At 44.0% G+C, this 18599-nt stretch carries 13 protein-coding genes; 12 read left to right on the top strand and 1 reads right to left on the bottom strand.

Translation table 11 applies throughout. The features are described from left to right. The first annotated feature begins 124 nt into the window (after positions 1-124). The 8 genes from recJ to aspS all read left to right on the top strand — a co-directional run bounded on the left by recJ (position 125) and on the right by aspS (position 11041). On the top strand, positions 125-1837 hold the full coding sequence (gene recJ, locus AB5Z12_RS08855; RefSeq protein WP_173770070.1) for a single-stranded-DNA-specific exonuclease RecJ: 1713 nt from the start codon (positions 125-127) through the stop codon (positions 1835-1837). Between the two features lie 201 nt (positions 1838-2038). Beyond that, complete coding sequence (locus AB5Z12_RS08850) at positions 2039-2563, top strand: adenine phosphoribosyltransferase (RefSeq protein ID WP_195392074.1); 525 nt, start codon at positions 2039-2041, stop codon at positions 2561-2563. 141 nt (positions 2564-2704) lie between these two features. Beyond that, the gene (locus tag AB5Z12_RS08845) at positions 2705-4984 is read left to right on the top strand and encodes a bifunctional (p)ppGpp synthetase/guanosine-3',5'-bis(diphosphate) 3'-pyrophosphohydrolase (protein ID WP_334285875.1); all 2280 of its coding nucleotides are present in this window, start codon (positions 2705-2707) and stop codon (positions 4982-4984) included. A gap of 133 nt (positions 4985-5117) precedes the next feature. Continuing rightward, positions 5118-5747, top strand: coding sequence for an MBL fold metallo-hydrolase (locus AB5Z12_RS08840; protein ID WP_173735053.1), 630 nt, complete (start codon positions 5118-5120; stop codon positions 5745-5747). Next, positions 5740-7248: a coproporphyrinogen dehydrogenase HemZ gene (gene hemZ, locus AB5Z12_RS08835; RefSeq protein ID WP_330382703.1), complete on the top strand. Its 1509-nt coding sequence runs from the start codon at positions 5740-5742 to the stop codon at positions 7246-7248. Before AB5Z12_RS08840 ends, hemZ begins: the two co-directional genes overlap by 8 nt. A 16-nt stretch (positions 7249-7264) precedes the next feature. Beyond that, positions 7265-7840 carry an HD-GYP domain-containing protein gene (locus AB5Z12_RS08830; protein ID WP_118579396.1) on the top strand — a complete coding sequence of 192 codons (576 nt, stop codon included), beginning with the start codon at positions 7265-7267 and terminating at the stop codon, positions 7838-7840. A gap of 9 nt (positions 7841-7849) precedes the next feature. Beyond that, on the top strand, positions 7850-9100 hold the full coding sequence (hisS, locus tag AB5Z12_RS08825; protein WP_173735052.1) for a histidine--tRNA ligase: 1251 nt from the start codon (positions 7850-7852) through the stop codon (positions 9098-9100). 135 nt (positions 9101-9235) lie between these two features. Next, positions 9236-11041 carry an aspartate--tRNA ligase gene (aspS, locus tag AB5Z12_RS08820; protein WP_118579402.1) on the top strand — a complete coding sequence of 602 codons (1806 nt, stop codon included), beginning with the start codon at positions 9236-9238 and terminating at the stop codon, positions 11039-11041. A gap of 276 nt (positions 11042-11317) precedes the next feature. Here aspS and AB5Z12_RS08815 read toward each other — a convergent pair whose 3' ends face one another. After that, on the bottom strand, positions 11318-12448 hold the full coding sequence (locus AB5Z12_RS08815) for a hypothetical protein (RefSeq protein WP_173735050.1): 1131 nt from the start codon (positions 12446-12448) through the stop codon (positions 11318-11320). 282 nt (positions 12449-12730) lie between these two features. Between AB5Z12_RS08815 and AB5Z12_RS08810 the strand changes: the two genes are divergently transcribed. The 4 genes from AB5Z12_RS08810 to AB5Z12_RS08795 are packed head-to-tail and all read left to right on the top strand — an operon-like array spanning position 12731 to position 18297. Further along, the gene (locus tag AB5Z12_RS08810; RefSeq protein ID WP_368357294.1) at positions 12731-14245 is read left to right on the top strand and encodes an efflux RND transporter periplasmic adaptor subunit; all 1515 of its coding nucleotides are present in this window, start codon (positions 12731-12733) and stop codon (positions 14243-14245) included. Then, positions 14242-14913 (top strand): ABC transporter ATP-binding protein, encoded by a 672-nt coding sequence (locus AB5Z12_RS08805; RefSeq protein WP_148461915.1) that lies wholly within the window; start codon positions 14242-14244, stop codon positions 14911-14913. The genes AB5Z12_RS08810 and AB5Z12_RS08805 overlap by 4 nt, the downstream gene beginning before the upstream one ends. Positions 14914-14917: 4 nt before the next feature. Next, positions 14918-17014, top strand: a complete 2097-nt coding sequence (locus tag AB5Z12_RS08800) for a hypothetical protein (RefSeq protein ID WP_368357295.1) — start codon at positions 14918-14920, stop codon at positions 17012-17014. Positions 17015-17025: 11 nt separating this feature from the next. Beyond that, the gene (locus tag AB5Z12_RS08795) at positions 17026-18297 is read left to right on the top strand and encodes an ABC transporter permease (protein ID WP_173735047.1); all 1272 of its coding nucleotides are present in this window, start codon (positions 17026-17028) and stop codon (positions 18295-18297) included. Positions 18298-18599 lie beyond the last annotated feature (302 nt).

Below are 18599 nucleotides of genomic sequence, written 5' to 3'. Positions count from 1 at the left end.
CGCAGTTAGTCATTAGCTTGCCGGAACGTTGCGACGCGCGGCGGTGAATATACATTGTGAAATCGCGTCCGGGATAACGACCAACCAATTAAATAGCAATACAATTTACAACAGGAGACAGAGCATGGAAAAATGGGTATTAGCGGCGAAAAGAGCTGATTTTCAGGAGATTGGCCGGAAGTATGGAATAGATCCGGTGATCGCCAGGATTATTCGGAACAGGGATATTACAGAAGATGCAGAAATTAATCAGTATCTGAACGGAACCCTGGATGACATTCCATCCTGGAAAAGTCTGAAGGATATTGACAAAGCTGTGGAAATTATTTCGCAAAAAATAGATCTGGGAACCAGGATGAGAATTATAGGAGATTATGATATTGACGGTGTAACTGCAACTTATATTCTGTTAAAAGGATTTAAACGCCTGGGGGCGAATGTAGATACCTATATTCCGGACCGCATTGCAGATGGATATGGAATTCATAATCATCTTATAGAGAAAGCAAAAGAGGATGGAGTAGATACGATCGTGACCTGTGACAATGGAATTTCGGCTGCAGATCAGATTGCATTTGCAAAAAAAATGGGCATGACAGTGGTAGTGACGGATCACCACGAGGTCCCTTTTGAAGATACAGAAGAAGGGCGAAAATACAAGCTTCCTCTGGCAGATGCAATTATCAATCCAAAACAGTCTGACTGTACGTATCCAAATAAAAATATCTGTGGCGCAGTGGTTGCAATGAAACTGGTTTTTGCATTGTATGAGAAATATGGAATCCCGGAGAGTGAGAAAGAAGATTATCTGGAACCTGCGGCTATCGCTACAGTTGGAGATATTATGGACCTTCAGGGAGAAAACCGTATTCTTGTAAAAGAGGGACTTTTACGTCTGCCTCATACAAAAAATAAGGGACTGAAAGCTTTGATAAGAGCAATTGGTTTGGAAAATCAGAAAATCAGTTCCTATGATATTGGTTTCCGCCTTGGTCCGTGCATTAATGCCAGCGGAAGACTGGATACAGCCATGCGCTCCCTGTCCCTTTTGCAGTGTGAAGATGAAGAAGAGGCTGCAAAGCTTGCAAACGATCTGAAAGCATTGAATGACAGCCGTAAGGCACTGACGGAACAGGGCACAGAAGCTGCTTACAAGCTGATTAATGGCAGTGATCTGAAAAATGACAGAGTAATGGTTGTATTTTTGCCGGATTGTCATGAGAGTCTTGCAGGAATCATAGCAGGAAGAATCCGTGAAAAATATCACAAGCCTGCATTTGTTCTTACAAGAGGGGAAAAATCGGTGAAAGGCAGCGGCAGATCTACAGAAAATTATTCCATGTATGAGGAACTTGTAAAATGTGACAGTCTGTTGCTCCAGTATGGCGGCCATCCTATGGCAGCAGGTCTTTCTATAGAAGAAGCAAACGTGGAAGCATTTCGCCGTCAGCTCAATGAAAACTGTACCTTGACAGAAGAAGATATGATCCCCAAAATCGTGATCGATGTACCAATGCCCATTTCTTACATAAACGAGAATCTGATCCGTCAGCTCTCTGTTCTGGAACCCTTTGGAAAAGGAAATGCGAAGCCTGTTTTTGCCCAGAAAAATCTCCGCGTTTTAAAAACCGGAATATATGGAAAGACTCAGAATACAGTGAAATTGCAGCTGATGGACGAATCCGGCACGGTGATGGATGGGGTTTACTGGGGCGAGGCAAAGGAGTTTGCAGAGTTTGCAAGGTCTCATGGAACTATTTCTGTAACCTATTATCCGAAGATCAACTCCTATATGGGAAGAGACTCTTTGCAAATTGTCATACAAAATTACTGCTAAAAAGGGGATAATCATGTAAAACCACGAAAAATGCAGTATTTCCAGTGAGCCTGTCGGTTTTGCGTTGATTCCCGATTTAAAAAGTGTTATACTAAAAGATATTTATGATGCTAGAATGTGTTTGAAAAAAGGCTTTTTTTAAACACGCTCTGGGGTGGCTGATGCTTTCCCCACAACATCCATTAATCTGAGGAGGCTATTATGAAAAAAATAGAAGAATATGTAAGAAGTATACCTGATTTTCCAGAACCAGGCATTATTTTCAGAGATGTTACCAGTATCCTTCAGGACGCAGACGGACTGAAGCTTGCAATTGATTCCATGCAGGATTGTCTGAAGGATGTGGATGTGGATGTAATAGTGGGAACAGAATCCCGTGGATTTATTTTCGGAATGCCAATTGCGTATAATCTTCATAAGTCTTTTGTACCAGTACGTAAGAAAGGGAAACTCCCATGTGAGACCGTTTCTGCAAGCTACGATCTGGAATATGGCAAAGCTGAGATTGAGATTCACAAGGATGCCATCAAGCCAGGACAGAAGGTAGTTATCATTGATGATCTGATCGCAACAGGCGGTACAGTTGAAGCAGCAGCGAAACTGGTAGAGCAGCTTGGAGGAGAGGTAGTGAAGATCGTATTTCTGATGGAACTTGCAGGTCTTGAGGGACGTAAGAAACTGGAGAAATATGACGTTGCTTCTGTAATCCGTTATGAAGGTAAATAAAGGATGTGTCTGTTTCGCCAGATTCCCCCGGGGAAACAGGTGGGCGGATGCTGACGCAGATAGTATTTAAACAGGCAGGTGTGAAATATGGCTGATATTGTTAACGAGCAGGGCAAGGAGCCTGAAGTATCAAAAGAGGATATGGAGAAGCTGGAGTCTGTGAAGAAAGCAGATGCAGCTGTAAAATCCATGCACGACTTTACAAGCCCTGAAGTATTATATAATGAGCTGATTGCCAGCATAAAGAAATATCATCCTTCTACGGACATAACCATGATCCAGAAGGCATACGAGACTGCAAGGGAAGCCCACAAGGATCAGAAGAGAAAGTCCGGGGAACCCTACATTATTCATCCTTTATGTGTTGCCATTATTCTGGCGGATCTGGAACTGGATAAGGAAACCATTGTAGCAGGCCTTCTTCACGATGCTGTTGAAGATACCTGGATGACCTGCGATGAGATCACCAGAGAATTTGGACCTGAGGTTGCGCTTCTGGTAGATGGGGTAACTAAGATCGGTCAGCTATCCTATTCCAAGGATAAAGTAGAGCTGCAGGCAGAGAGTCTTCGCAAGATGTTCCTTGCCATGGCAAAGGATATCCGTGTTATTCTGATCAAGCTTGCAGACCGTCTTCATAATATGCGTACTCTTCAGTACATGACTCCGGAGAAACAGAAGGAGAAGGCAAGAGAGACGATGGACATCTATGCGCCTATTGCACAGCGTCTTGGTATTTCCAAGATTAAAGTAGAGCTGGATGACCTTTCGCTGAAATATCTGAAGCCGGATGTTTATTATGATCTGGTTGAGAAAGTAGCACTTCGTAAAAGCGTCCGCGAGGAATTTGTAGGGAATATTGTCAAAACTGTGCATCAGCATATGGTAGAAGCTGGAATTAAAGCACAGGTTGACGGTCGTGTAAAACACTTTTTCAGTATCTATAAAAAGATGGTAAATCAGAACAAGACGATTGACCAGATTTATGATCTGTTTGCAGTGCGTATCCTGGTAGATACAGTGAAGGACTGTTATGCGGCACTTGGTGTGATCCATGAGATGTATAAGCCAATTCCAGGACGTTTCAAGGACTATATTGCAATGCCCAAACCAAATATGTACCAGTCTTTGCATACCACGCTGATCGGACCGAATGGACAGCCTTTTGAAATTCAGATTAGAACCTTTGAGATGCATAAGACTGCCGAGTACGGTATTGCTGCACATTGGAAGTATAAAGAGGCTTCTGACGGTAAGGCTTCCTCAGGCAATCGTGAGGAGGAGAAGCTGAACTGGCTGCGCCAGATCCTGGAATGGCAGAGAGACATGTCCGATAATAAAGAGTTCATGAGTCTTCTGAAAAATGATCTGGATCTGTTTGCAGACAGTGTATACTGCTTTACTCCACAGGGAGATGTGAAAACCCTTCCTAACGGCTCCACCCCCATTGATTTTGCATACAGCGTGCACAGTGCTGTAGGAAACAAAATGGTAGGTGCCAGGGTAAATGGCAAACTGGTGCCCATTGAATACCGGATCCAGAATGGTGACCGTATTGAAATCATTACTTCCCAGAATTCTCAGGGACCAAGCCGTGACTGGCTGAAGGTGGTCAAGAGCACACAGGCCAGAAATAAAATCAATCAGTGGTTCAAGAAAGAACTGAAGGAAGATAATATTCTGAAGGGTAAGGAAATGCTTGCCCAATATGCCAAGAGCAAGGGCTTTAAATTCGCTAATTACACCAAGACTCAGTATCTGGACGCAGTCCTTCGTAAATATGGTTTCCGTGACTGGGATTCTGTACTTGCCGCCATCGGACATGGCGGACTGAAAGAGGGACAGGTATTTAATAAGCTTGTAGAAGCTTATGATAAAGAGAATAAAAAGAATCTCACAGATGAAGAAGTTCTGGAGGCAGCAGCCGCAGAGAATCAGGATAAGAAGCATCATATCAAGAGCAAGAGCGGCATTGTAGTACGGGGCATTCATGACGTTGCAGTACGCTTCTCCAAATGCTGTAATCCGATTCCCGGTGATGAGATTGTTGGATATGTTACAAGAGGCCGTGGTGTTACCATTCATCGAACTGACTGTGTAAATGTGATGAATATGTCTGAAATGGACAGAAGACGTCTTCTGGAAGCAGAGTGGCAGGATCCGGAGATCAAGCCGGATGAGCATTACATGGCTGAGATCAATGTATATGCTAATAATCGTACCGGTCTTCTGGTTGATATTTCCAAGATCTTTACAGAGCGTAAGATTGACATCCGAAATATTAACTGCCGAACAAACAAGCAGGAGAAGGCCACTATTTCTGTAAGCTTTAACGTCAGCTGTAAGGATGAACTGAATTCCCTTATCGAGAAGATACGTCAGCTGGAAAGTGTTTTGGATGTAGAAAGAACTACAGGCTGAGAAACAATGGAAATGTGAACTGGCTGGAGATATACAGTACGTTGAGCATTGGATGGTATGTTACCGGTCAGGACACGGACAATAACGGAATAATAACATAAATGGCATATCAGCTGCCATGAAAGGATAATCTATGGGAAAACTTGAATTACAGCAGATGGTTCTTGGCCCTGTATATACCAATTGCTACTTTTTAAAAAATAAAGAAACTGGTGAAACACTGATCGTTGATCCGGCAGATTCACCGAAGAGAATCTTTCAGAAGGTGGAAGATATGGGGGCAAAGCCGGTAGGAATCCTTCTGACTCATGGACATTTTGACCACATTATGGCAGTACAGGCTGTGAAAGCTGAGTATCAGATTCCGGTTTATGCCTGCCGCCAGGAAGAAGAAATGCTTCGGGAGCCTTCTGTGAATATGACTGACCGGATGCATAAACCATGTTCTGTGCGTCCTGATGTTTTTCTGGAGGACCTGCAAGTATTTGAAGCTGCTGGATTTTCTATTCAGATGCTCCACACTCCAGGACACACGAAAGGAAGCTGTTGCTACTATCTGAAAGACGAAAGGGTTCTGTTCAGCGGGGATACATTATTCTGCGGTTCTGTTGGAAGAACGGATTTTCCAGGCGGCAGTTCCCGTGAAATCCGGGAGAGCCTTCATAAGCTGTTAAATGCCCTTCCAGATGAAACAAATGTTTATCCGGGGCATGATACATCTACAACTATCGGTTACGAAAAGAGGTACAATCCATTTGTGTAAAATAGGAATCCTGCTGCTTGACAGGGATTTCGAGCATGATATATATGAATTAATAAAAGCATTTTATCCGGAAGGAGATATCCACAGCCTCTACGAAAAAGACGAAGAGGAGTACGATATCTTCTTTACTGTGAAAAAAGAAAATGACAATTTTGTTATAAAATATGAGACGAAGGATCAAAAAGGTGTTGCCAGCGCAGAGGTGATCCGGGGGGCAGACGGGGATTCCAGTCAGGAAACTCATGAGAAACTCAGGGATGCCCATGAGCTTCGTAAAGCCAACAAGGACAGTCTGAAATATGCACTGTACAATGTTCTGGTGAAGCTTACCGGCAGAACCCTTCCATGGGGGAATCTTACGGGAATTCGTCCGGCCAAGCTTGCCATGGGGATGATCGAGAGTGGTATGAAAAATACCGAGATTGCACAGGAAATGCGGGAGCGTTACCTGGTAAGCGCAAAGAAAACTGCTCTTGCCATCACCATAGCAAACAGGGAGCGGGCACTTCTTCAGGATATTGATTATGAGCATGGTTACAGCTTATATGTAGGTATTCCCTTTTGTCCAAGTATCTGTTTGTATTGTTCCTTCAGCTCCTACCCTTTGAAGCTCTGGGCAAAAAGAGTAGATGAATATCTGGATGCTTTATGTCTAGAAATTCGCGAAACGGCCAGGATGATGAAGAACTACAAGCTGGATACGATTTATATCGGCGGAGGCACACCTACCACGTTAGAGCCGTATCAGCTGAAAAGGCTTCTTGAACAGCTGGGAGAGTCCTTTGGTTTTGATGGACTTGTAGAATTTACCATTGAAGCTGGCAGACCAGACAGTATTACAAGGGAGAAGCTTGAGACAATTAAAGAATTTCCTGTGACCAGAATTTCTGTTAATCCCCAGACCATGAATCAGGATACTCTGGAAATCATTGGAAGACGTCATACTGTGGCACAGACCATAGAAGCTTTCCATCTTGCCAGAGAGCTGAATTATAACAATATTAACATGGATCTCATTGTAGGACTGCCTGGAGAGGATATTTCCAAGGTGAAATACACATTGGAGAAAGTAAAAGAGCTTTCCCCGGACAGCCTTACCGTACATTCTCTGGCTGTGAAGCGTGCAGCACGCCTGAATATGTTTAAGGACAAATATCAGGAGATGACATTTGAAAATAACCAGGAGATCATGGATCTGACACAGCAGACTGCATATTCCATGGAAATGGGACCTTACTATCTGTACCGTCAGAAGAATATGAAAGGAAATTTTGAAAATGTAGGCTATGCAAAGGTTGACAAAGCCGGGATTTACAATATACTGATTATGGAAGAAAAACAACCGATCATTGCTCTTGGAGCAGGCGGTTCTTCCAAACTGGTCTTTGACCATGGCAAACGTATTGAGCGGGTGGAGAATGTGAAAGATGTCACAAGCTATATTGCCCGTATTGATGAGATGATTGAAAGAAAGCGAACAGGAATTGGAACCTGGTTGTAGGAGGGAGGGAAAATTCTTGGAAAAGCTTTCCAGTGAACAGTCAGAAACATCCGACAGAGTTCTGGAATTTGATTTATCAGCAGAGTTAAGGCATGGAATCGCAGTGAGTAATCTGGCGTACGCGTTAAGTAAGGAGCTTGGACTTCCTCATGAGCAGTGTTACGATCTTGCAATTGCAGGAATGCTTCACGACATAGGAAAGCTGAAACTGAGAAGCTATATCAACGGGCAGGAAAGTAATCCCATGGTAATTGAGGAATTGAAATATGTCCGCATGCATTCTACACTTGGCTATGAGGAACTGAAAGACCAGGGCTATTCGGATTTTGTTCTTGAGAGTATTCTTTATCATCATGAAAATTACGATGGAAGCGGTTATCCGTCCAATCTGGCAGGGAAGGAGATTCCCATTGGTGCCCGGATTCTTCGTGTATGCGATGTATTCTGTGCATTGAGTCAGGAGCGGTCTTACCGCAAGGCTTTTGATAAGCATACTGTGATGGAATTGATGATAGACGAAATAAAAAACTTTGATCTGGAAGTATTTCTTGCATTTCAAAGAGTAGTACACGCCAGCCAGGCTGGTAAATAAGGAGGACACATGGCATTAAAGAAGAAGCCGGTTACCGGCATGAAAGATATTTTACCAAAGGAGATGGAAGTCCGTAACTATGTTACAGGACTGATCCGTGAAACATATGGTTCCTTTGGATTTACTTCAATTGAGACTCCGGGAGTGGAGCACATTGAGAACCTGTGCAGCAAACAGGGCGGTGATAATGAGAAGCTGATTTTCAAAATCTTAAAAAGAGGTGAGAAGCTGAAGCTTGACCAGGCAAAAGAAGAAGCTGATCTTGTGGATTCAGGTCTTCGCTATGATCTGACAGTACCTCTTTCCAGATATTATTCAAATAACTCTAATGAATTGCCTGGACCATTTAAGGCACTTCAGATGGGATACGTATGGAGAGCTGATCGTCCGCAGAGAGGACGTTTCCGTCAGTTTATGCAGTGTGACATTGACATTTTAGGTGAGCCTACTTATATGGCAGAAATCGAGCTGGTACTTGCGACTACTACACTTCTTGGCAAGCTTGACTTCCATAATTTCACTATCCGTATCAATGACCGCCGTATTCTGAAGGCTATGGCTGAGTATAGCGGATTTCCGAAGGAAAGCTTTGATACTGTATTTATCATTCTTGACAAAATGGATAAGATTGGTCTTGAGGGCGTAGCGAAAGAACTGGAAGAGGAAGGCTTTGCAAAAGAAAGCATTGATACTTATCTTGCGATGTTTAAAGAAATCAGCTCAGATATCCAGGGCGTAAGATATTGCAAGGAGAAGCTGGCAGATGTTCTTGACGAACAGATCGCAGCAGATCTTGAGACGATCATTTCCACTGTGGAAGCTGTGAAGACTGCTGACTTTAAGATGGCATTTGATCCTACACTGGTTCGCGGCATGTCTTATTACACCGGTCCGATCTTCGAAATTTCCATGGATGAGTTTGGCGGCAGCGTTGGCGGCGGCGGACGTTATGATGAGATGATTGGTAAATTTACAGGAAACAATACAAGTGCATGCGGATTTTCTATTGGATTTGAGCGTATTGTTATGCTCCTTCTTGAAAGAGGATATCAGATTCCCACAGCAAAGGCTAAGAAGGCATATCTTATTGAGAAAAATATGCCGTCAGACAAGCTGATTGAGATTTTCCGTCAGGCAGAAGAAGAGAGAAAGACCGGAGTTCAGGTCAATATCTCTATTATGAAGAAGAATAAGAAATTCCAGAAAGACCAGATGACAGCTGAAGGCTATACGGAATTTGTGGAATTCTTTAAACGCTGATAAAGAGATTTAACGTGTTGTTTTTGAAAAACAGCCGTCAATGATATTTTATGGATCATTTAAAGCAATACAGCTGAATGGTTCATAATCTGAGAAAGCTGGGGGAAACCCCATAGAATAAGGAGGCGCCTTAAAATGGCTGAGAGTATGCAGGGACTGCACAGAACCTGTCGATGTGCAGAAGTGACCACACAGATGGTAGGCAGCGAAGTAACACTTATGGGATGGGTTCAGAAAGCAAGAGATAAAGGAGGAATCATTTTCGTAGATTTACGTGACCGCAGTGGTATTATGCAGCTGATCTTTGAAAATGGTTCCATTGATGAGGAAGGCTTTGCCAAAGCCGGCAAGCTGAGAAGTGAGTTTGTGATCGCAGTTACCGGAACCGTTGAGAAACGTGGTGGTGCAGTAAATGAGAATCTTGCAACAGGTGAGATCGAAGTGAGAGCAAAATCTCTCCGTGTTCTTTCCGAGGCAGAAGTTCCACCATTCCCGGTTGAGGAGAACAGTAAAACAAAAGAGGATGTACGTCTGAAATACCGTTACCTTGACTTAAGACGTCCGGATCTCCAGAGAAACCTGATCCTGAAGAGCCGTGTAATGCAGCTGACAAGATCCTTCTTTACAAACGAGGGATTCCTGGAGATTGAGACTCCTATGCTTGGAAAGAGTACTCCTGAAGGTGCAAGAGATTATCTGGTGCCATCCCGTGTACATCCTGGCTGCTTCTATGGTCTGCCGCAGTCACCGCAGCTGTACAAACAGCTTCTGATGTGTTCCGGATATGACAGATACATCCAGATTGCAAGATGCTTCCGTGATGAGGATCTTCGTGCTGACCGTCAGCCGGAGTTCACACAGATCGATATGGAGCTTTCTTTCGTAGATGTAGATGATGTAATCGATGTAAATGAGAGATATCTTTCCTACCTGTTCAAAGAGGTTCTTGGTATCGATGTGAAACTTCCAATCGAGAGAATCACATGGCAAGAAGCAATGGATCGTTTCGGTTCTGATAAACCGGATATGAGATTTGGCATGGAGCTTCATGATGTAAGCGATATTGTGAAGAACTGTGGATTCTCCGTATTTACAGGTGCTCTTGAAGCTGGTGGAAGCGTTCGTGGTATCAACGCAGAAGGCCAGGGCAGCATGCCTCGTAAGAAAATTGATAAGTTAGTAGAGTTTGCCAAGGGATATGGTGCAAAAGGTCTTGCATACATTGCAATCGCAGAAGATGGCACCAGAAAGTCTTCCTTTGCCAAGTTTATGACAGATGAGGAGATGGATGCTCTTGTAGCTGCTATGGACGGTAAAGCAGGTGACCTGCTTCTGTTTGCAGCGGATAAGAAGAAACTGGTTTATGATGTTCTTGGCGCACTTCGTCTGGAGCTTGCAAAACAGATGGATCTTCTTGACAAGAACGACTACCGCTTCGTATGGGTAACGGAGTTCCCGCTTCTTGAGTGGAGCGAGGAAGAAAACCGTTTCACAGCTATGCACCATCCATTTACAATGCCGATGGATGAGGATATCCCGCTTCTCGACACAGATCCGGGCGCTGTTCGTGCGAAGGCTTACGATATTGTACTGAATGGTAACGAGATCGGCGGCGGCAGTGTTCGTATCCATCAGGATGACATTCAGGAGAGAATGTTTAAAGAGCTTGGATTTACCCCGGAAGCTGCCCATGAGCAGTTCGGATTCCTTCTGGATGCATTCAAATACGGAGTTCCGCCTCACGCCGGACTAGCTTACGGTCTTGACCGTCTGGTTATGCTCATTGCCAAGGTTGACAGCATTCGTGACGTAATTGCATTCCCGAAGGTAAAAGATGCATCTTGTCTGATGACTCAGGCACCGCAGCGCGTAAGCGAAGCACAGCTGGACGAGCTGGGACTTGAAGTTGAGAAAGAAGCTGCTCCGGAGACTGAGGAATAAGAAAAGGAATACAACAAGAAATAACTTAGTATGATTTAGAATAAGCTGACTGAAAAATCCTGCCTGAAAAATGGGTGGGATTTTTCTTTTGGTCGCGATGCACAGAAAGACGAACCTTCTTGTGACAAGCATAAGAAGTAGCGCTTGCTGCGCAAACTTAATTCTCGGGTTTTCTGTGAACTTTGTTCACAAAAAACACCACGCGGAACGTTACCAGTAAACAATAACATAAAAACGCCTCTGCACAAATTTGCAGAGGCGTAAATTTTAACTATATCATCCGTTGGTTTCCTGATTGTCTTCTACCGGGCTGGAACTTAAAGTTCCAAACAATGCCTGTCCGAACACAGTTCCTGCGTCTTCCAGTTTCCAGGAAGCACCGTCGTTGATCAGTGTGAAAGTCGTTTCCACTGTTTTAGTAGCTGTATTTTCTTCAATATATTCAAGAAGCAGACTGTAGGACTTTTCATATCGTTTTTGAGCACCGTCGATAACAGCATCCACAGAGGCAAGATAGGTATCCAGCTCCTTCTGATAATTTTCCAGAATAGCATCGCTGTCAAAGGTGGTAATATTGGCTGTAACTGTGGCTGTATAGCCGGAAACAGTGGTTTCCCCAATAGAATAATCAAAGGTGGAGTGAACCTGTTTTACCAGTGCTTCTGCCAGACTGATCTTTGCAGGATCTTCTGTGCTGATAATGGAATCTGCATTTAAATAATTGCCCAGTTCCTCTGTTGACATATTTTTCAGGGTATTCAGATAAACTAAGATTGTGTCTTCCGGTGATAAAATATCCGGGTCTGTGAGATTGTTCATAAGACCGCCGACAAGGTCGTTTTCCAGTGTATTGGTGCGCCGGATCTCCCAACTGGTTTCGCCGTCTTTATCTGAGGCGTCTAAGGAGATGGTGCAGTTACGCTCCACAGTCTGATAGTCATTACTCTTAAGCAGTTCATCCAGAAGCATGTAGCGTTCTTCAAGGGAAATAGTCTGTTCTGTGGCTTCCTCAGAAGAAGCGGACTGGGAAATTTCATGCTTCAGCTGCGCCTTGGAAAAATCCTCAGCAAGCGCATGGGCATCCAGAGTGACCATCCTGAGATTCGCCTGTGCGGATTGTCTGTCCTTGTCTACGTTAACATCCAGAATTTTATAGTCAAAATCCTGGAAAAAGAGAGAAAAGACTTCTTCAATATCAGAAGAAATAGCGATATCTTCGGGTTCACCGGGGAAAAGCTCCTGGTAGGAGATGTATTTCTGTGTGGTAATGGAATCCAGATTCTTTAGCTGATCCAGTTCCTGCTTTACTGCGTCCTCGATTTTTTTCTCCTCTTTGCCGGTACAGCCGCACAGTGAAAAAGTGCAGAGAAGCAAAAGAAGAGGAAGCAGAAATCTGACTGACTTCATACAGGGTTCTTTCCTTTCAAATTATTACGTAAAATGTTTATAAAACTTTTTTATTATACCATTTTTTTTCATAAAAGTCAAAAATGCCTAAAATTTAGACGATATTTCTAAAAAAAGAGTGAATAAATTGTGAAAAATGCATTATCAGCTTAGAACACTTTTCTTTTGAGGCTGAATCTGTTATTATAAACAGGGTAAATGCAGATGACAGATGTGGAAATATATCTGTTATAATTGCAAAAGATATTGAAAAACCATTGAGTTATCGTATAGGAGGTAACCATGAAGAAAAAAGATTTTGTCATCGGAGGGCTGATTATTCTTGCTGGAGCAGCTGGTGCCGGTGGCTGGTATTACTATAAAGAAAATTATGGGGATTCTGCAGCGGCTTCTGGTGAAGTTGCATATGTGACTAAGATCAGCACTCTTCTTGGAGAAGATTCCGGAGTGCTGAACCGGTTCGCAGGCGTGGTAGAACCTCAGGAGACGGTAAAGGTAAATATTGAGAACAATCGGACTGTTACCGAAGTAAAGGTGAAGGTTGGAGATGAGGTAAAGAAGGGACAGTTGCTTTTTGAATACGACCTGAGCAGTATCCAGGACAGCCTGAAGGAAGCGCAGCTGGCTCTTGACCGGTTGAAGAATGAAGCCCTCAGCCTTAATCAACAAATTTCCACTCTTGAGAAAGAGAAAAAGAAAGCCAATAAGAACAGCCAGCTTTCTTATACCATTGAGATTGAGACGAATAAGATGAATCTGAAGAAGAACGAATATGACCAGGTGAGCAAGCAGGCAGAGATTGATAAGCTGCAGGCAGCTACCACCAATACAGAAGTACGAAGCGAAATCGACGGAGTCATTCAGAAAATTGATACCAGTAAGCTGGGAAGCGATGATGGAGATACTCTGGATGACAGCATGGGAGCTGATTCCGGAAGTGATTCTTCTGATAATTCTTTTATCACTATTCTCAGTACAGGTGCTTACCGTATTAAGGGGCAGGTAAATGAGCAGAACCGTAATACGGTTGTTCCAGGCTCAGCAGTTATTGTGCGTTCCAGAGTTGATGAGAATCAGATCTGGCATGGAACTATGGGGGCTGTGGACGAGCAGAATTCTACGAACAGCAGTAGCAGTAATTCCTATTTTGGAATGTCCAGCGGTGATGATACTACAAGTTCCAGTACCTATCCTTTCTATGTGACACTGGATTCCTCAGAGGGGTTAATGCTGGGTCAGCATGTATACATAGAGATGGACGAAGGACAGGAAGACCAGAAGACAGGCATCTGGCTGGGAGACTACTATATTGTGGATGCGGATACAGAAAACCCATATGTGTGGGCTGTAGATTCCAAGGGAAGGCTGGAGAAGCGCTCCGTTGTTCTTGGACAGCATGATGATGATCTTTCAGAATATGAGATCGCAGATGGCCTTACAGAAGATGACAGTATTGCGTTCCCATCAGACAGCCTGGCAGAGGGAATGCGGACAAAGGACGTATCTGAGATGACAGATGAGGAGCTGGAGGCTGTTGATATGGAAAGTAATCTGGATGGCAGTGAGTACTCAGACGGGGATACCATGGAGCCTATGGATGGAGACTATTCCAGTGCGGACTTTGAGACAGGTGTTTCTGATGAAAGCATGGATGCAGCCATTGATGGTGATTATACAGACTTTTCAGAAGATTTCTCAGATGAAGATTTTACAGAGGATGGTTCAGAAGATTTTACTGATGAGAGCATTGATGAGCCTGGACAGTATGGTTCTGATGATACGGAGGCCGCAGGATGATACTTGAACTGAAGGGGATTTATAAAGATTACCAGCAGGGAAAAATGATTGTCCCCGTATTGAAGGACGTAAACTTTTCCATGGAAGAGGGCGAATATGTAGCCATCATGGGCCCTTCTGGTTCTGGTAAATCTACATTGATGAATATAATCGGTTGTCTGGATCAGGCAACCAAGGGAACTTTTTTCCTGGATGGGCAGGACATCAGCAAATGTTCTGAAAATGAGATGTCAGATATCCGTCTGAACAAGATTGGATTTGTATTTCAGAGTTTTCATCTTCTGCCGAGGCAGTCTGCTATTTCCAATGTGGAAATGCCGCTGAACTATGCTCATGTGCCGAAGAAGGAGCGACGCGAGCGCGCTTTTGCAGCACTTGACCGGGTGGGGCTTGCAGACCGTGTGGATTTCAGACCAAACCAGCTCTCTGGTGGACAGATGCAGCGAGTTGCCATCGCCCGTGCCATTGTAAATAATCCAAGACTTCTTCTGGCTGATGAGCCTACCGGTGCACTGGACAGTAAGTCTGGCAGACAGGTTATGGAGCTTTTCCAGAAGCTGAATGATGAAGGCGTTTCTGTCCTTATGATCACTCATGATCCGGATATTGCAGCACATGCCAAGCGGGTAGTTATGATCCGTGACGGTGAGCTTCAGGAAAAGAGGTGATCCTATGGGAAAAGCGAAGAAAATTATAATAGGTGTGGTAGTCACAGCTCTTGTCGGAACCGGTATTGGCGGTGGACTGATGTATGTACGGAAAGGAAGCCAGAAGGAAGTGCTGGTGGCAAGCGTCAGTGATCTGGCAGGTGAGAGATATGATTCCGATACTACATTGAGCGGAACAGTATATGCCAATGCAACACAGAGGATTTCCGTAGAGAAAGACATGATCATCCAGGAAATTTACGTGAGCAAAGGGGATGAGGTAAAGCCTGGAGACAAGCTGATTTCTTTTGACATGACGCTTGTGGAAATGGAACTGAACATTGCCAAGCTGAAGCTTCAGAAACAGCAGCAGGATCTTGCTGCTGCAAAGAAAAGACTTACCAGCCTGCAAAATGGCGGACCGATTCTTGATTCCGATTCTTCCTCCGCAGACAATCTGATTGATTCAGGAGAGGATTCTACAGAAGATGACAGCTCCGATCCTACGGGAGATGATGAACTGTCTTCTGCAGTAACCGCTTCTGATCATTATCTGGCAGCTGTTTTGCAGCCAATGCTTCTGGCTGCTGTGACAGATGGATTTGCAGACGCTCAGGCAGTTGGAAATGAAGAAATTACTTCTGCAGATACCCAGGAAGTGGGAAGCGAAGATATTGGTTCTGCAGATGAAATGACAAGCGGTGACACAGGAGATCTTTCTGCTGATACAGAAGCTGATTCCGGAGATGATTCTGAAGACGATTCAGAGTATAGCACCGGCGATCCGGGTACTGCTTCCGGATTTTATGACGAACCTTCCAGTGATGGTTTTAGCAGTGATATTTCAGACACGAATCAGGGAGGATTTTTCGATGGAAGCAATTCTGGTTCCTCACAGAATCATGCTACCGTTGGAAATGACGGATTTGTAGATGGAGAGGAACCTTTTTACCTGACTCTGGATTACGATACAGAACCTTATCAGGGAACAGGAACCGAGGAAGATCCTTATCTGTATCTTTGTTCCAGTGCAAAAGGCAAGGTAAATGTAACCGGAGCCTTTCTGAACAAGATGGCTGGCTATAATGCTGACGGAACTATTCTTCTTCATCCGGGCGGATACTGGTATCTGCTGGAATTCCATCAGAATGATACCATTGCTGATTATACCAACAGAAAAGAATCCTGTACCGGATACTATCTGGTCGATGGAAATATGCTCAGCAATCCGGTTGACCGTTTTGCTGAAATGGATTTTACCCTTGACGGGGCTATGCAGTATGATAAGGGAGATGACGAGCCGGATATTCCTGGTGATGGAGGCGGTGGTGGCGGAAGCTCTTCCCTGTCCCGTTCAGAGGCCATTAAGATCCAGAAGAACCGGATCGCCAGTCTGGAACTGGATGTGCAGGAGAGTGAGATCAGCATCAGCAAGCTTCAGAAGAAGGCAGACAGAAAGCTGATCACCAGTAAGTTGGATGGTATTGTAACCACTGTGGGAGATGCAGCTACAGGTACCAATTCAGAATCTGATTCCTTTATGATCGTTAAGAGCAAAGACGGCTATTACGTACAGGGAACTGTAGGGGAGCTTATGCTTGACCAGGTGAAGGAAGGCACAATTTTGAACTGCAATTCTTATGGTGAGAATGGATATATGAATTTTGAGGCTGAGGTGATCCAGGTTTCCGATTATGCAGTTGATGGAGACAGCTCCTATTATTACTATGGAGACAGCAATCCAAATGTTTCTTCTTATAATTTTACTGCCAAGATCACAGATGACACCGTGCAGGTAAGTGTTGGAGACTGGGTGGATATCCAGCTGGAGCAGCAGGCGCAGAGCACGGATGGCATTGTTCTTTCCAAGGCTTTTGTCCGTACGGAAGACGGCGTAAGCTATGTGTACAAGGATGACAATGGCGTGCTGAAGAAACAGATCGTTAAGGTAAAAGAGAATGTAAACGGTGGTGCTTATGTATTGGTAAGCGGCGGCTTGTCCATGGATGACAAGATTGCATTCCCTTATTCGAAATCCATCAAAGAGGGTATGAAGACAAAGGAAGGATCGCTGGATACGTTTATGGGATATGATTCCACATCATATGGCGGTCTTGGTTAAGGAGGGATTTCATGTTTGAAAATATACGTCTGGCATTCCAGGGAATCTGGTCACACAAGATGAGATCTTTCCTTACAATGCTGGGTATTATTATCGGTATTGCATCTATTATTGCCATTGTTTCCACGATTAAGGGAACGAGTGAGCAGATTAAGGATAACCTGATCGGCTCTGGAAATAACACGGTAAATGTAACCTTGTCACAGGGTGACAGTGCCTACAGTGTGGATTATTATGATGGCGGTTCTTCCGGCTCTACACCGCTCCTCAGTCAGAGCCTGAAGGATGAAGTGTTAAAAACAGATCATGTGGAGAATGCAACATTTTTCTATAGCAGAACAGACTACAACAGCAGTGTTTACTATGAGAACAGCAGTTTTTCCGGCGGTAAGGTCTATGGCATTGATACCAATTATCTGAATACCTGCGGTTATCAGGTACGTTCCGGAAGGGGATTTGTACAGGCTGATTATGATAATTTCCGCAAGGTGGCACTGGTGGACAGCTATGCTGCTGATACCATGTTTCCGGGAGCTAATCCAGTGGGGAAAATCATTGAGATCGGTTCTGAACCCTATACAATTGTAGGAGTTGTACGCCAGTCGGCTGACAGCTTGCCAAACATGGATACACCGAGTGATTTTGACAGCTATTATGAAAATGTGATTGGAACCGTAATGATTCCAAATAAATGCTGGCCGATTTCTTACAAATTTGATGAGCCTGAGAATGCGATCGTCAAAGTAGACAGCACGGACAACATGAGTGAGACTGGTTCTGCAGTAGCGAAGATTCTGAATAAATCCATCAGCAGCACTGGCAGTGGAAGCAGCGGTTTCAAGTATAAAGCAGATGATGTTATGCAGCGGGTAAAGGATCTTCAGGATTTAAGTGAGAGCACCAACTCCCAGCTGATCTGGATCGCAAGTATTTCTCTTCTGGTTGGAGGTATTGGTGTTATGAATATCATGCTGGTATCTGTAACCGAGCGTACCAAGGAGATTGGTCTGAAGAAGGCGATTGGTGCCAGAAAGAAGGTGATTCTGGGACAGTTCCTGACGGAGGCAGCAGTACTTACCAGTGTGGGAGGTATTATCGGAGTTGTTCTTGGAATCGGACTTTCAAAAGTTGTATCCAAGGTGGCAGGCTCACCTACAGCCATCAGTGTTCCGGCGATTATTGGCTCTGTAGTATTCTCTATGCTGATCGGTATCATCTTTGGTCTGCTTCCTTCTGTTAAGGCGGCTAACCTGAATCCGATTGATGCACTTAGAAGTGAGTAATGGTTTATATTTGCAATAAATGTTAATATTGTTATAAAAATGAACAGCTGAAAGCATGGATCAGATGATTTGTGTTTGGAGCTGTTCTTTTTTTATGAGTCAATTCATGCGTCAAAGTATGTTTTTGAGTTATTTGTGTAAAGTGGAGCGTGCAGATTGTGAGATTGCTTTTAGGACAGGCTATAGAGAATGTTATGTTCCGCCGGTTAAAATTTTGCAAAATATAAGGGGAAACATGATATACTTGTTTAGAGATTACATAGAGATTCCTTTGGTAGGATTATTGCATACCACTGGAAGGA

The sequence above is a fragment of the Ruminococcus sp. RTP21358st1_G6_RTP21358_211008 genome (assembly GCF_040908885.1).
In the GTDB taxonomy this organism is placed as follows: domain Bacteria; phylum Bacillota; class Clostridia; order Lachnospirales; family Lachnospiraceae; genus Blautia_A; species Blautia_A faecis.
Note: the sequence above shows the minus strand (reverse complement) of the source record. Positions and strands in the feature narration are given on the sequence as shown.

Bases quoted from the DNA above. Each gene is read 5' to 3' on its own strand.
- recJ (WP_173770070.1), top strand. From the start codon at position 125: ATGGAAAAATGGGTATTAGCGGCGAAAAGAGCTGATTTTCAGGAGATT.
- AB5Z12_RS08850 (WP_195392074.1), top strand. From the start codon at position 2,039: ATGAAAAAAATAGAAGAATATGTAAGAAGTATACCTGATTTTCCAGAA.
- AB5Z12_RS08845 (WP_334285875.1), top strand. From the start codon at position 2,705: ATGGAGAAGCTGGAGTCTGTGAAGAAAGCAGATGCAGCTGTAAAATCC.
- AB5Z12_RS08840 (WP_173735053.1), top strand. From the start codon at position 5,118: ATGGGAAAACTTGAATTACAGCAGATGGTTCTTGGCCCTGTATATACC.
- hisS (WP_173735052.1), top strand. From the start codon at position 7,850: ATGGCATTAAAGAAGAAGCCGGTTACCGGCATGAAAGATATTTTACCA.
- aspS (WP_118579402.1), top strand. From the start codon at position 9,236: ATGGCTGAGAGTATGCAGGGACTGCACAGAACCTGTCGATGTGCAGAA.
- AB5Z12_RS08815 (WP_173735050.1), bottom strand. From the start codon at position 12,448: ATGAAGTCAGTCAGATTTCTGCTTCCTCTTCTTTTGCTTCTCTGCACT.
- AB5Z12_RS08810 (WP_368357294.1), top strand. From the start codon at position 12,731: ATGAAGAAAAAAGATTTTGTCATCGGAGGGCTGATTATTCTTGCTGGA.
- AB5Z12_RS08805 (WP_148461915.1), top strand. From the start codon at position 14,242: ATGATACTTGAACTGAAGGGGATTTATAAAGATTACCAGCAGGGAAAA.
- AB5Z12_RS08800 (WP_368357295.1), top strand. From the start codon at position 14,918: ATGGGAAAAGCGAAGAAAATTATAATAGGTGTGGTAGTCACAGCTCTT.
- AB5Z12_RS08795 (WP_173735047.1), top strand. From the start codon at position 17,026: ATGTTTGAAAATATACGTCTGGCATTCCAGGGAATCTGGTCACACAAG.